This window comes from Geodermatophilus sp. SYSU D01105 (genome assembly GCF_054050095.1).
Genome location: NZ_JBJGYR010000004.1, coordinates 18,087 through 32,543 on the forward strand (window position 1 = coordinate 18,087; position 14,457 = coordinate 32,543).

Sequence of the window (14,457 nt, forward strand, 5' to 3'; positions counted from 1 at the left end):
CGCGGCCGACGGCGGGCACTGAGGTCACCCTCGTACCCTGGCTCCTCGTGCTCGTGCTGCTGCCGCCGTCGGAGACGAAGGCCCCCGGCGGGGACGGCGACCCGCTCGACCTCCACGCGCTGTCCTCCCCCGAGCTGACGCCGGTCCGTACCGAGCTGGCGAAGACGCTGGCCGACCTGGCCGCCGACCTCCCGGCCTCGCGCGCCGCGCTCGGGCTGTCCGCGAAGCAGGACGACGAGATCGCACGCAACGCCGCGCTGTTCACCGGCCCGACCATGCCGGCGCTGGAGCGCTACACCGGGGTGCTCTACGACGCCCTCGACATCCGCTCGCTGACCCGGGCCCAGCGATCGCGCGCCGACCGGCGACTGGCGGTCGGCTCGGCGCTGTTCGGCCTGGTCCGGGGCACCGACGCCATCCCCGCCTACCGGTTGTCGGCCGGCTCGGCGCTGCCCGGCCTGCCGACCCTGCGCACGCTGTGGAGGCCCGTGCTCGGCCCGGTGCTGGCCGCGGTCGACGAGCTCGTCGTCGACCTGCGCAGCGGCTCCTACGCCGCGCTCGCGCCGGTCCTGGGCGCGGTCACCGTGGACGTGCTCAGCGAGCGGCCGGACGGGACCCGCGCGGTGGTCAGCCACTTCAACAAGGCGCACAAGGGCCGGATCGCCCGGCTGCTGGCCACGACCACGGCCGAGCCCGCGGACGTCGTCCGGCTGCGGGCGCTGCTCCGGCGGGCGGGGTTGCACGTGGAACACGACGTGGGGACGGCCCTGACCCTGGTCGTCCCCGCGGAGAACGTGACCCGCTGAACCGTCACTGTTCGTGTCGATGACGGTGATCTGTGTCGCGATGGTTGCCCGTATCGGACACCGCATGACATAACCTCGGGAGCGCGTGGCTCGAAGAGCGTGGCTTGCGCGCGCAACACCCTGGCCCTGGCCGGGCGGAAGGGTTCTGGTGGAGACATCCTCGCGGCAGGAGGCCGCGCGCACGCTGGACGCTGCCCGTGCAGCTGCCCTGCTGCGCAGCGACCCCGCCCGCGTCCGCGCGGCGCGGCGGCTGCGCGTCTCCGACACCGGCAGCGCCGCCCTCGACCGCCTCGTCGAGCTGGCCGCGCGCCTGGTCGGGGCCCCCTCCGCGCAGATCTCCATCCTGGACGACAACCACACGGTCGCCGGCATCGCCGGGATCCCGCCGGGTGGTCGCGGCCAGGAGTCCCCGCTGGACCAGTCCCCCTGCGCCCTCGCCGCCGTGATGCGCGCCCCGCTGGTGATCCCCGATGCCCGCGCCGACGAGCGGGTCCGCGACCTCGCCCCGGTCACCTCGGGGATCGTGGGGGCCTATCTGGGCGTGCCGCTCACCGACGAGGCGGGGCACGCCGTCGGCACCCTGTGCGCCTTCGACGCCGAGCCGCACCCGTGGTCGGACAGCGACATCGCGACGCTGGCCCAGCTGGCCGCCGCGGTCGTCACCGAGCTCGAGTACGCGGCGCTGGCCGGGGAGCACGAGCGCCAGCGGGTGCGCTGGATCCTGGCGATGGACGCCGGCGGGGTCGCCACCTTCGACTGGGACCTGCGCACCGGCGAGCTCGTCTGGGACGAGCCGCTGATGACGATGTTCGGCTACACCGCCGAGGACTTCGACGGCACGATCGACGCGTTCAACCGCCGCCTGCACCCCGACGACCTGCCCCGGGTGAGCGAGGCGCTGCGGATGTCGATCGAGACCGTGGGCGAGTTCGAGGCGGAGTACCGCGTGGTCCGTCCGGACGGGGACACCCGCTGGGTGCAGGCCAGGGGCCGCGCGCTGGCCGGTCCCGGCGGGACGACGGTCCGGCTGCTGGGCGCGGCCCACGACACCACCGAGGACCGCAGCGCGCAGGCCCGCGTGGCCCGCGTGCTCGAGGCGATGCCGGCCGGCTTCTACTCCCTCGACCACCAGTGGCGGTTCACCCACGTGAACGCCGAGGCCGAACGGCTGCTGGGCCGCTCCCGCGAGGACCTGCTCGGTCAGGTGCTGTGGACGTCCTTCCCGGCCGCGACCCGCAGCATCTTCGAGGAGAGCTACCGCGACGCCGTCCGCACGGGGCAGCCGGTCAACTTCGACGCCTACTACCCGGCGCCGCTCGACGGCTGGTACGAGCTGCGCGCCTGGCCCACCCCCGAGGGGCTCTCGGTGTACTTCACCGAGATCACCGAGCGGCGTCGGGTGCGCGAGCGCGCCGAGCGGTCCGCCCAGCAGCTCGCCCTGCTCGCGCAGGTCAGCGCCGAGCTCGCCGGCACCCTGGACGTCGAGGCCGCGACCGGCCGCCTGCCGCGGCTGGTCGTGCCGGCGCTCAGCGACTTCTGCATCCTGACCGTCATCCAGCCCGACGGCCGGCCGCGCGACGTCGGGAGCTGGCACATCGACCCGGCCAGCCGCTCGGTCCTGGAGCGGTACGCCGAGGTGCGCATGGACGTCATGCCGGTCACCGCGCCCGTCGCCCGCGCCCTGCACACCGGGGAGGCGGTCACCTTCGCCGGGGACGACGTCCTCGACGTGCTGCCCCCCGGCCAGGCCAAGGACCTCCTGGCGGTCCTGGCGCCGACCACCGAGGTCGCCCTCCCGCTTCGTGCCCGCGGCAGGACCATCGGCCTGCTCACCCTCTTCTACGCCGACGGGCACGCGCCGACCCCGGAGGACGTCGTCGTCGCCCAGGACGTCGCCGACCGGGCCGGGTTGGCCCTGGACAACGCGCGCCTCTACGCCCAGCAGCAGCAGCTGGCGGAGGGCCTGCAGCGCAGCCTGCTCACCGACCCGCCGGAGCCGGACCACGCGCAGATCGCCGTCCGCTACCTGCCGGCCGTGGAGGCGGCCCGGGTCGGCGGCGACTGGTACGACGCCTTCCTCCAGCCGGGCGGGGCGACGATGCTGGTCATCGGCGACGTCGTCGGGCACGACACCGAGGCCGCCGCGGCCATGGGCCAGCTCCGCGGCCTGCTGCGCGGTATCGCGACCTACAGCGACGCGCCGCCGGTCGAGGTCCTGCGCGGGCTGGACGCCTCGATGGCCGTGCTGCAGACGCGGGTGCTGGCCACCGCGGCGGTGGCCCGGTTCGAGCAGACCGACGACGAGCGGGCGCGCGGGGTCACCCGCATGCGCTGGGCGAACGCCGGGCACCTGCCGCCGCTGGTGATCAACCCCGACGGGACGGTGGCCGAGCTGGCGGCCTGGAAGGGCGACCTGCTCCTGGGCGTGGAGGCCGAGACGCGTCGGCAGGAGTCGGTGGTGACCCTGGACCGGGGCTCGACGGTGCTGCTGTTCACCGACGGCCTGGTGGAGCGGCGCGACGCCGACCTCGATGCCGGCATGGTGCGCCTGCGGGAGGCGCTGACCCAGCTGGCCGACCTGCCGCTGGAGGAGCTGCTCGACCAGGTGATTGACCGGCTGGTCGAGGGCCGGCCGGAGGACGACGTCGCGCTGGTCGCCGTCCGGCTGCACCCGCAGGACCGGCCGCGGCCGCCCGAGGCCGGGCCCAACGTGGTGCCGGACGTCGTCCCGGACGAGCCGGCCTGACCGACGGTCCGGCCCGGCGGCGGGCCCGGAGGGTCCCCGGCGGGTGCGACGGTCCGGCTCAGCCAGAGCCGGGACACCCCTTGGTGGCGGTGTCGTCCGGTAGGACGACGATGTGACCGTGACCTCCACCGACGAGCTCTGCCTGCGCCCCGCGACCGAGCTGGCCGCGCTGATCCGCTCCCGGCAGCTGTCCGCCCGGGAGCTGACCGACGCCTGCCTGGACCGGATCGAGCGGCTCGACCCCCAGGTGAACGCCGTCGTCACCCTCGACGCCGACGGCGCGCGGGCGGCCGCCGACGCCGCTGACGCCGCCCTGGCCGCGGGCGAGGAGGTCGGCCCCCTGCACGGACTGCCGGTCGCGCACAAGGACACCCACGAGACCGGGGGCATGCGCACCACCTGGGGATCGCCGCTGCACGCCGACACCGTCCCCGAGCGGGACGAGCTGGTGGTCGCCCGGCTGCGGGCGGCGGGCGCCGTCCGGGTGGGGAAGACCAACGTGCCCGAGTTCGCCGCGGGGTCGCACACCTTCAACACGCTGTTCGGCGCGACCCACAACCCCTACCGGCACGGCCTGTCCGCGGGCGGCTCCAGCGGCGGCGCGGCCGCGGCGCTGGCCGCGGGGTTCGTGCCGGTGGCCGAGGGCAGCGACATGGGCGGCTCGCTGCGCAACCCCGCGGCGTTCTGCAACGTCGTCGGGCTGCGGCCGACCCCGGGCCGGGTGCCGACCTGGCCAGCGCCGATCGGCTGGTCGCAGCTCTCGGTGCAGGGGCCGATGGGTCGCACCGTCGCCGACGTGGCCCTGGTCCTCTCCGCCGTCGCCGGGCCCGACCGCCGGGTGCCGATCGCGCTGGACGACCCGGGCGCACCGTTCGCCGCCCCGCTGCCCGAGCGCCTCGACGGGCTCCGGGTGGCCTGGGCGCCCGACCTCGGCGGCCGGGTCCGGGTGGACCCGGCGATCACCGCGGTGCTGGACGGGTCGGTGCGGGTCTTCGAGGAGCTCGGCGCCACCGTCGAGGCCGACTGCCCCGATCTCTCCGGCGCCGACGACGTGTTCGGCACGCTGCGCGCGTGGCTGTTCGACGCCGCCTTCTCCGACCTCGCCCGCCAGCACCCCGAGCAGGTCAAGGAGTCGATCCGCTGGAACGCCGAGATGGGCGCGAAGCTGTCCGGTTCCGACCTGGCCCGCGCCGAGGCCGCGCACACCGCGCTGTACGAGCGGGTGGTCGGGTTCTTCGAGCGCTACGACGTCCTGCTGGCGCCGACGACGCAGGTGCTGCCCTTCCCGGTCGAGCAGGAGTACCCGACCGAGATCGGCGGGGTGCCGCTGGAGAACTACCTGGAGTGGATGCGCGCCTGCACGCTGATCACACCGACCGGCTGCCCGGCGCTGTCGGTCCCGGGCGGGTTCACCGACGACGGGCTGCCGGTGGGGCTGCAGGTGGTCGCCGCGCCGCGGGCCGACCGCCGGGTGCTCGAGGTGGGGCACGCGTTCGAGCAGGCCACCCGGTTCGGCGACCGCCTTCCGCCCCTGTGACCGGGGAGCCGCGTCGCCGCTACGGGTGGGTGTTCGGTGTCGCCGCCGTCGTCCTGGTCGTGGACCAGGTCACCAAGGCGTGGGCGGAGGCGGCGCTCGGCGACGGCCGGCGGATCGACCTGGCGGGGGACCTGCTGGGGCTGCGGCTGCTGTACAACCCCGGGGCCGCCTTCTCGATCGGCAGCGGCGCCACCTGGGTGTTCACCGTGGTGTCGGGCGTCGCCGTGGTCGCGCTGGCCTGGTACGCGCGCCGGGTCTCCTCGACGGCGTGGGCGGTCGCGCTGGGTCTGCTGCTCGGCGGCGCGACGACGCACTTCGGGGACCGCTTGCTGCGCGCGCCGGGCTTCGGCCGCGGGCACGTCGTGGACTTCATCGACTACGTGGGCCTGTTCGTCGGCAACGTCGCCGACATCGCGCTGTTCTGTGGAGTGGCGCTGGCGCTGGTGCTCTCCCTGCGCGGTGACCGCGAGCCGACGCCGTCGTCCGAACCCGACTAGGCGGTCGACGAGCGGACGCCCCTCTCGCCGAGTCTGACGCCGTCTAGGACCTGTCCTAGAGAGACGCAGACGACCCTCGACGGGTGCCCGGTGGGCGGGTCGACGCCATCGGGCGAAGCGCGGGGAGGCGCAGCTCGCCCGAGCGCGTCCGCCCCCACCGCCCACGGCGAGGGAGGACACGCGAGGATCAGGGGACCGGGTCCCGGCCGCAGGTCACGTGCGGCGGCGCAGGCCCCGCAGTGTCCGGACCGCGACCAGCAGCTCGGCCAGCTCGTGCCGGTCCCCCGCGGCGATGTCGACCAGGTGGGCGGCCGCGCGCTGCTGCGTGCCGTCCCAGCCCTCCACCCAGCGGGCCACCAGCGTGTCGGCGGGCTCGGTGTCGGCCCGCCGTCCACCGAGGACCTCCGCGGTGAGCGCCGCCTGCTCCGCGGCCAGGTCGTCGCGCAGCGCCGCCCGCGCCATCGACGGCCAGCGGCGGTCCCGCGGGAGGGCGATCACGTGCTCGCGCAGCGGCACGAGGCTCAGCCGCTCGCCGAGGGCCTGCTGCACCCGGCCGGCGAGGTCGATCGGGGCGCGGGTGCGCTCGGCGACCACGGCGAGGTCGAGCGCGGCGGGCAGCAGCGGAGCCGCGGCCACCTCGGCGGCGAGCTCCTCGGGCACACCGCGCTCCTGCAGCCGCGCCGCCCGCTCGGCGTACCCCGCCGCCTCCTTCCCGAGCAGCCACGACGGCAGCCCCGCCCGCACGGCGGCCACGGGCGCGGCGAACCGCTCCGTCACCTCCCCGATCGGGGCGGCGTCCTGCCCGGTCAGCGCGGGCAGGGCCAGCAGCCAGCGGGTCGCCCGCTCGGCCAGCCGCGTCGCCTCGGTGCGCAGCTCCACCTGGGTGGCCGCCGGCACCCGGTTGTCCAGCGGGCGGACGGCGTCCCAGAGCCGGTCCACGCCGAAGACCGCGCGGGCGACCGCGTGCGCCCGCACCACACCGGCCAGGGAGACGCCGGTCTCCTCGCCCAGGCGGAACAGGCCGGTCACCCCGGCCACGTTGACCGCGCGGTTGGTGAGCACGGTGCCGACGATCTCCCGGCGCAGCGGGTGCGCGGTGACCGCCTCGGGATAGCGCCGGCGCAGCTCGGCCGGGAAGTACCCGACGAGCAGGTCCTCCAGCGCGGGGTCGTCGGGCAGGTCGGAGGCCAGGACGGCGTCCCCGGTCTCGAGCTTGGCGTAGGCCAGCAGCACCGACAGCTCGGGGCCGGTCAGCGCCTGTCCGTCGCGGCGGCGCTCGGTCAGCGCACGGTCGTCGGGCAGCGCCTCGACGCTGCGCACCAGCCGGCCGGAGCGCTCCAGGGCGCGCATGAACCGCTGGTGGGCGTCGAGCAGGCTGCGCGCGGAGGTGACCTCGACGGCCAGCGCCGCGTTCTGCGCGTGGTTGTCGGTGAGGACGTCGGCGGCGACCTCCTCGGTCATGTCGCCCAGCAGCGCGGCCCGGCCCCCGGCGTCCAGCTCCCCGGCCTCGACCACCCGGTCCAGGGCGATCTTGATGTTGACCTCGTGGTCGGAGGTGTCCACGCCGGCGGAGTTGTCGATGGCGTCGGTGTTGACCCGGCCGCCGGCCAGCGCGTACTCGACCCGGCCCCGCTGGGTGAGGCCGAGGTTGCCGCCCTCCCCCACCACCCGCACCCGCAGGTCGCGGCCGTCGACGCGGACCGCGTCGTTGGCCTTGTCCCCGACGTCGAGGGCGCTCTCGGTGGACGCCTTGACGTAGGTGCCGATCCCGCCGTTAAACAGCAGGTCCACCGGGGCGGTCAGGACGGCGCGGATGAGCTCGACCGGCGAGAGGGTGTCCACCGTGGCGGGCAGCCCCAGCGCGGCCCGCATCGGCTCGCTGACCGGGATCGCCTTCGCCGTCCGTGGCCAGACCCCGCCGCCGGGGCTGATCAGCGCGGGGTCGTAGTCGGCCCACGACGAGCGCGGCAGGTCGAACAGCCGGCGCCGCTCGGCGAAGGAGCTGGCGGCGTCCGGCGTCGGGTCGACGAAGACGTGCCGGTGGTCGAAGGCGGCCACCAGCCGGATGTGCTCCGACAGCAGCATCCCGTTGCCGAAGACGTCCCCGGACATGTCGCCGATGCCCACGACCGTGAAGTCCTGGCGCTGCACGTCGAGGGCGAGTTCACGGAAGTGGCGGGTGACCGACTCCCAGGCGCCGCGGGCGGTGATGCCCATGGCCTTGTGGTCGTAGCCCACCGAGCCGCCGGAGGCGAAGGCGTCGCCCAGCCAGAAGCCGCGCTCCAGCGCCACGGCGTTGGCCAGGTCGGAGAAGGTCGCCGTCCCCTTGTCGGCCGCGACCACGAGGTAGGTGTCGTCGCCGTCGTGCCGGACCACCCGCTCCGGCGGCACCACCCTGCCGTCGACCAGGTCGTCGGTGAGGGACAGCAGCGCGCCGATGAACAGCCGGTAGCAGGCCTGCCCCTCGGCGAGCCACGCGTCCCGGCCGGCGCTCTCGGGCGGGGGCCGGCGGACGACGAACCCGCCCTTGGCGCCGGTGGGCACGATGACGGTGTTCTTGACCATCTGCGCCTTGACCAGCCCCAGGACCTCGGTCCGGAGGTCCTCGTGCCGGTCCGACCAGCGCAGCCCGCCGCGGGCGACCGCGCCGAAGCGCAGGTGCACGCCGGCCACCCGGGGCGAGCTTACCCACACCTCGCGGTCCGGCCGCGGCTCGGGCAGGTCGGGCACCGAGGCGGGGCGCAGCTTGAGGGCCAGCGGCCCGGATCCCGCGTAGTAGGTCGTCCGGACGGTCGCGGTCACGGCAGCGAGCAGCGCGGTGAGCACCCGGTCGGCGTCGAGGGACTCCACCTGCCCGATGGCCGCCTGGAGCGACTCGACGAGCTGCTCCTGGCGGCGGTCCCGCCCCGCGTCCCGGCCCGGGGAGAACCGGGTCTCGAACAGCGCGACCAGCCGCGCGACGACGTCCGGGTGCCCGGCCAGGGTGGTCTCCACGTACCGCTGGCCGAAGGGCAGCCCGGCCTGGCGCAGCCACTGCACGTAGGCACGGACGACGGAGACCTGCCGCCAGTTGAGCCCGGCCAGCAGCACCAGGGCGCCCAGGCCGTCGTCCTCGGCCTCGCCCCGCCACACCGCCGAGAGCGCGTCGGTGAACCGCTCCGGCAGCGAGCCGGGGAAGGGCAGCTCCCCGACCGGGGCGGTGAGCCCGAAGTCGTAGATCCAGGCCAGCGGCGCGCCGATCCGGTCGACCTCGTAGGGCCGCTCGTCGATGACGTCGACGCCCATGTGCTGGAGCATCGGCAGCACGTCGGAGAGCAGCAGCCGCTCCCCCACGCGGTAGACGGCCAGCCGCGGCTCGGTCGCCGAGGCGCCGGCCGGGCGGCGGAGCACCAGGCCGATCTCGCCCTCAGCCAGGGCGTCGAGCCGCTCGAGGTCCTCGACGGCGACCGACGCGGGGAAGTCCTCCTGGTAGGACGCCGGGAAGGCGTCGGCGACCCGGGCCAGCCGCCGCTCGGCGTCGGCGCCGTACCGGGCCGCCAGCGCGTCGGCGAGGTCGTCGGTCCAGCTGCGGACGACGGCGGCCAGCGCGGCCTGCAGTGCCGCCACGTCGACGTCGGGCAGCGCCGGCTTCCCGCTGCGGGCCACCGGGGGGCGGACGACGAAGTGCAGCCGGGCCAGCACCGACTCGGTGACCCGGGCGCTGTACTCGATGCTCGTGCCGCCCAGCCGCTCCAGCAGCAGCTGCTGGACGGCCAGGCGCACCTCGGTCGTGTACCGGTCGCGGGGCAGGAAGACGATCGCCGACCAGAACCGGTTCCACGGGTCCCGGCGGAGGAACAGCCGGGTCTGCCGGCGCTCCTGAAGGCGCAGCACGGCCAGCGCCACCGGCAGCAGCTCGTCGGCGCCGACCTGGAACAGCTCGTCGCGGGGGTAGGTCTCCAGGACGTCGAGCAGCTCCTTGCCGGTGTGGCTGTCGGTCGGCGCCCCGGAGCGGGCCAGCACCTCGGCCACCCGCCGGCGCGCCAGCGGCACCTCGCGGACGCTGTGCGCCGCCGCCGCGGTGGGGAACAGCCCGACCAGCCGGCGCTGCCGCACGGGGCCGCCGTCCTCGGCCGGGAGGGTCACGGTGACCAGGTCCAGCCAGGCGCGGCGGTGGACCGTCGAGCGGGCGTCGGCCTTGGTGACGGTCAGCAGGGCCGGGCTCGGGGTCCCCTCGGGGACCGGCGCGGTCTCGACGTCGCTGCGCAGCACGCCCAGCCCGCTGCCCGGCACCGCGCGGACCGTCGTCCGCCCGCCCACCTGCACCAGGTCGACGTCGCGGGCACCGAGGAAGACGAAGTTGCCGTCGGTCAGCCAGCGCAGCAGGGCCGCCGCCTCGGCCGGGTCGGCCGAGGGGTCGTCGTCCTGCGCCGGCTGTTCCCGGTCGAGGCGCTCGGCCAGCTCCAGCGCGCGGGCGCGCATGCGGGTGGCGTCCTCGTCGACGGCGCGGACGTCGGCGAGCACCGTCCGCAGTCCCGAGACCAGGTCGCCGGTGGCCTCCTCGTCCAGCGGCCCGTCGAGGACGACGGCCATCCACGACTCGGCCAGCGCGTCGGGCCCGCAGGTGGCGGGGTCCCCGCTGTCGCAGAAGGCGCGGATCCGGCCGGCGAGGTCGCGGCGGACCACCACGACCGGGTGGACGACGTGCTCGAGGCGGAAGCCCTGGCGGACCACCTCGGCGGTGACCGAGTCGACCAGGTAGGGCATGTCGTCGGTGACGACGAGGACCACCGAGCGGGGCCGGGCCCCGGGGCGGTCGGGCAGCCGCTGGACGTCGACGGTCGCCGCGCCCTGCGGGCGGACCTCCGCGAGCCGGAGGTGCACGAGCGCCAGGGCGGCGAGGTCGGCCGGGTGGTGCTCGACCACCTCGGCGGCCGGCTCGCTCCAGTAGTAGCGCTGGAGGAGGGCCGGGACGTCGGTCGACCCGCAGCCGGACGGCAACCCCGCGCCGGACTCGAGCGCGGCCTGGGCCGCGCGCTCGAGGAGCCGGGACTTCTCCTGACGGGCCGCCTCGAGGGCGGCCAGCTCGCTGGCGACGGCTGCGGGTGACGCGCCGGCCTCGGGGCCCGCTCCCGGGGTCGCCGGGACGGTGCCGGTGGTGCTGGCCATGGCAGCTGACGCTATCCCGGCACGGTGCACTCCGTCACAGCGACGCGGCCGGGGTCAGCGCTTGGCGGTCAGCTGGTCGGCGACCCAGCCACCGATGGCCAGCAGCAGCCCCCCGACGACCGCGCTGCCGAAGCCGTCGACCTGGAGGCGGTCGGTGAGCGCCGCGGTGATGCCGAGCAGGGCCGCGTTCACCACGAGCAGGAACAGACCGAGGGTGAGCAGGACGAACGGGAACGACAGCAGCCGCAGGATCGGCCCGACGACCGCGTTCACCACGGCGAAGATGAGCGCGATCCAGAGGTAGGTCCCGGGCTCACCGAGCGGGCCGTTCGGGTTGGGGATCACCTCGATGCCCTGGAGCAGGTAGGCGACGCCGTAGAAGACGCCGGCCATGAGGACGACCTTGACCAGGAACCTCAGCACGCCGTCCACGCTAGCCGCGGGTGATCACGATCCGACCCGTGTCGGGCCCTCTACCGACCTCTAGCCTGGCGGCTAGACACGGGCAGACGGGGGTCGACACGTCCCGGGCATCGACCGGGTCCCTCCGGGGCACACCCCTCCCGCGGAGGACCGGAGAGGCGGACGACATGGACCGACTGGTGGTGGTCGGGGCGAGCGCGGGTGGCCTCCCCCCGCTGCAGGAGCTGGTCGCCGCGCTGCCCGAGGACCTGCCCGCCGCCGTCCTGGTGGTGCTGCACCTGCCGTCGACGGCCGACAGCCACCTGTCCCGGCTGCTGGCCCGCAGCGGCCGCCTGCCCGCCCGCCAGGCGGAGGAGGGCGAGCGGTTGACCCCGGGCACGATCCTGGTCGCGCGGCCCGACCACCACCTGCTGGTGCGCGACTCCCGGGTGCGGCTGTCCCGCGGCCCGCGGCAGAACCGCCAGCGGCCGGCGATCGACCCGCTGTTCCGCAGCGCCGCGCAGTCCTACGGGCCGGGGGTCGTCGCCGTGGTCCTCTCCGGCGCCCTGGACGACGGCGCGGTCGGGGCCGCGGCCGTGGCGGCGCAGGAGGGCGCGGTCCTGGTCCAGGACCCGGCCGAGGCCCGGGTGTCGGCGATGCCGCGGGCCGCGCTGGCCGGCGTCCGCCGCGCGCGGGCCCTCCCCGCCGCTCGACTCGGGGCCGCCGTGCAGGAGCTGGTCTGCCGGCCCCTGCCCGTCCCCGCACCGACGAAAACCACCGACGAGCAGAGGAGCAGGTCCATGGAGGGCGGACCGACCGCGGTCACCGACCTGGGCACGCCCGCGGCCGTGGGCTGCCCCGAGTGCCAGGGCGGGATGTTCGAGACGGTCCCGGACAACACGGCCAGCTACACCTGCCACGTCGGGCACAGCTGGACCGCGCAGACGCTCCTGGACGCCCAGCGCCAGGCGGTCGAGAGCGCGATCTACAACGCCGCCTCCAAGCTCCTGGAGATCGCCGCCGTGCACCGGCGGCTCGCCGAGCTCGACACCGAGGAGGCCGGCGACCGCACGGCACACCTGCGCGCCGCCGAGCGGGCCGAGCGCCGGGCGGAGCGGATCGGCGCCCTGGCGGCCGAGGACCCGGAGGGCGACACGCCCTAGCCGGTTCTACCGATCTCTACGGCGGGGACTAGACGAGCCCATACGGTGCTCGACATGGACCCCGTGCGGAACCCGTACGCGCCCGGCGCCGGCCAGCGCCCGCCGGAGCTGGCCGGCCGCGACACCGAGCTGTCGGCCTTCGACGTCGTCCTCGAGCGGATCGGGCACGGCCGCCCCGAGCGCTCCCTCGTCCTCACCGGTCTGCGCGGGGTCGGCAAGACCGTGCTGCTCAACCAGCTGCGCTCGGCGGCGATCAGCCGCGGGTGGGGCACCGGCAAGATCGAGGCGCGCCCGGACCAGTCGCTGCGCCGGCCGGTCTCCTCGGCGCTGCACATGGCGCTGCGCGAGCTCCGCCACCCCGACCAGGACTCGATGGACGCCGTCCTGGGGGTGCTCAAGGCCTTCGCCCTGCGGCAGTCGGCGGAGTCGTCGCCGCCGGCCAAGGTGCGCGACCGGTGGCAGCCGGGCATCGACGTCCCCGCGGCCTCCGGGCGGGCCGACTCCGGGGACATGGAGATCGACCTGGTCGAGCTGCTCAGCGACGCCGCAGGCCTGGCCGCCGACGTCGGCAAGGGCGTCGCGCTGTTCATCGACGAGATGCAGGACGTCCAGGCCCCCGACGTCTCGGCGATCTGCGCCGCCTGCCACGAGCTCTCCCAGCAGGGCGCGCCGCTGATCGTCGTCGGCGCCGGCCTCCCCCACCTGCCCGCCGTGCTGAGCGCGTCCAAGAGCTACTCCGAGCGGCTGTTCCGCTACCTGCGCATCGACCGGCTCGACCGGGCCGCCGCCGACCGGGCGCTGCTCGCCCCGGCCGAGCGGGAGGAGGTCACCTTCGAGCCGGAGGCCCTCGACGCGCTCTACGCGGCCGCCGACGGCTACCCCTACTTCGTGCAGGCCTACGGCAAGGTCACCTGGGACGTCGCCGCGGCCTCCCCGATCACCGCGGCGGACGTCGCCATGGCCGCCCCCGTCGCCGAGGCCGAGCTCGCGGTCGGGTTCTTCGGCTCCCGCTACGACCGGGCCACACCGGCCGAGCGCGAGTACATGCACGCGATGGCCGAGCTGGGCGGGCCGAACGGGTCCGCGGTGGCGACCTCGGAGGTGGCGGTGTCGCTGGGCCGCAAGCCCGCGTCCCTGTCCCCCGCGCGCGACTCGCTGATCAAGAAGGGGCTGGTCTACTCCGCCGAGCGCGGGCAGATCGCCTTCACCGTCCCCCACTTCGGGCGCTACCTGCTCAGCCACCCCGACTGAGGAGGAAGGCGTCCAGCTCGGCGGCGACGTCCTCCGGCCGCTCCCAGTTCGGGCAGTGCCCGGTGTCCTCGAGGACGTGCAGCTCGGCCCGCGGGAGCGCCGCCACGAGCCGGTCCTGCTGGCCCCGGTCGAAGAGGGCGTCGGAGTCGCCCCACAGCACCAGGGTGGGCGCGGCCACGTCCCGGAGCCGGTCCCGGTCGTCGGCTGCGACGAGCGCCTCCCAGGAGTCCCGGTACACCCACCCCGGAGCCTTGCGGCTCTCGGCGACCAGCGCGTCGAAGAACTCCGGCGGCACCGGCCGGTGGACGGTGCTCGCGGCGAACTCCCGGGCGAAGTCCTCGGGTACCTCGTCGGGCAGGTCGGCGATCGCCGTGCGCACCTCCTCGGCGAGCCGGTCGCCCAGCCGGTCGCCCGAGCCGATCAGCACCACCCGGTCGACGCGATCCGCGTGCTGCTCGGCCATCCGGCGGACGACGAAGCTGCCGTAGGAGTGCCCCACCAGGTGCGTCCGCGCCAGGCCGAGCGCGTCGCACAGGGCCACCAGGTCGTCGGCGAACCGGTCGATGGTGTAGCCGGCCCGCGGGTGGTCGGACTCGCCGAACCCGCGCTGGGTGTAGGCGACGGCGCGCAGCCGCCGGTCCAGGTGCGGGAGGACGTGGCTCCACGAGAACCAGGAGTCCGGCCAGCCGTGGACGAGGACGACCGGCGTCCCGGCGGGGTCCCCCTGCTCCACGACCTGCAGTCGCAGCCCGCCGGGTACCGCGACGGTGTCGGGTCGGAGAGCCTCGGTCCCGGTCATGACGCCTCCTCGCCGGCGGTCCCCGCCGGGCCACGGTAGGCCGCCCACGCACTGCAGGGACCGGTCGAAGTGCCCTGGTCGAGTCGTGACCGGGCGGACCAGCATGGA

Annotated in this window: 9 protein-coding genes; 6 read left to right on the forward strand and 3 right to left on the reverse strand. The window is 75.6% G+C overall.

Going from position 1 to position 14,457, the window contains the following annotated elements; genetic code table 11:
* Positions 1 to 47: 47 nt before the first annotated feature.
* The 4 genes from yaaA to ACI79I_RS04535 all read left to right on the forward strand — a co-directional run bounded on the left by yaaA (position 48) and on the right by ACI79I_RS04535 (position 5,586).
* Positions 48 to 806, forward strand: coding sequence for a peroxide stress protein YaaA (yaaA, locus tag ACI79I_RS04520; RefSeq protein WP_456991081.1), 759 nt, complete (start codon positions 48 to 50; stop codon positions 804 to 806).
* A 148-nt stretch (positions 807 to 954) separates the two neighbouring features.
* Positions 955 to 3,552 (forward strand): SpoIIE family protein phosphatase, encoded by a 2,598-nt coding sequence (locus ACI79I_RS04525; protein WP_456991082.1) that lies wholly within the window; start codon positions 955 to 957, stop codon positions 3,550 to 3,552.
* Between the two features lie 118 nt (positions 3,553 to 3,670).
* Positions 3,671 to 5,089, forward strand: a complete 1,419-nt coding sequence (locus ACI79I_RS04530; RefSeq protein WP_456991083.1) for an amidase — start codon at positions 3,671 to 3,673, stop codon at positions 5,087 to 5,089.
* Complete coding sequence (locus tag ACI79I_RS04535; RefSeq protein ID WP_456991084.1) at positions 5,086 to 5,586, forward strand: signal peptidase II; 501 nt, start codon at positions 5,086 to 5,088, stop codon at positions 5,584 to 5,586. Before ACI79I_RS04530 ends, ACI79I_RS04535 begins: the two co-directional genes overlap by 4 nt.
* Positions 5,587 to 5,799: 213 nt before the next feature.
* Here the strand turns inward: ACI79I_RS04535 and ACI79I_RS04540 are convergent, their stop codons facing one another.
* A complete protein-coding gene (locus tag ACI79I_RS04540; protein ID WP_456991085.1) occupies positions 5,800 to 10,734 on the reverse strand; it encodes an NAD-glutamate dehydrogenase in 4,935 nt (1,644 codons plus the stop codon).
* A 54-nt stretch (positions 10,735 to 10,788) separates the two neighbouring features.
* On the reverse strand, positions 10,789 to 11,157 hold the full coding sequence (locus ACI79I_RS04545) for a phage holin family protein (RefSeq protein ID WP_456991086.1): 369 nt from the start codon (positions 11,155 to 11,157) through the stop codon (positions 10,789 to 10,791).
* Positions 11,158 to 11,324: 167 nt separating this feature from the next.
* Between ACI79I_RS04545 and ACI79I_RS04550 the strand changes: the two genes are divergently transcribed.
* Both ACI79I_RS04550 and ACI79I_RS04555 read left to right on the forward strand, forming a co-directional pair.
* The gene (locus ACI79I_RS04550; RefSeq protein WP_456991087.1) at positions 11,325 to 12,299 is read left to right on the forward strand and encodes a chemotaxis protein CheB; all 975 of its coding nucleotides are present in this window, start codon (positions 11,325 to 11,327) and stop codon (positions 12,297 to 12,299) included.
* Between the two features lie 54 nt (positions 12,300 to 12,353).
* Entirely contained in the window at positions 12,354 to 13,550 is a 1,197-nt protein-coding gene (locus ACI79I_RS04555) for an AAA family ATPase (protein WP_456991088.1), read from the forward strand.
* Here ACI79I_RS04555 and ACI79I_RS04560 read toward each other — a convergent pair.
* Positions 13,534 to 14,349: an alpha/beta fold hydrolase gene (locus tag ACI79I_RS04560; protein WP_456991089.1), complete on the reverse strand. Its 816-nt coding sequence runs from the start codon at positions 14,347 to 14,349 to the stop codon at positions 13,534 to 13,536. The genes ACI79I_RS04555 and ACI79I_RS04560 overlap by 17 nt on opposite strands.
* Between the last annotated feature and the right edge of the window lie 108 nt (positions 14,350 to 14,457).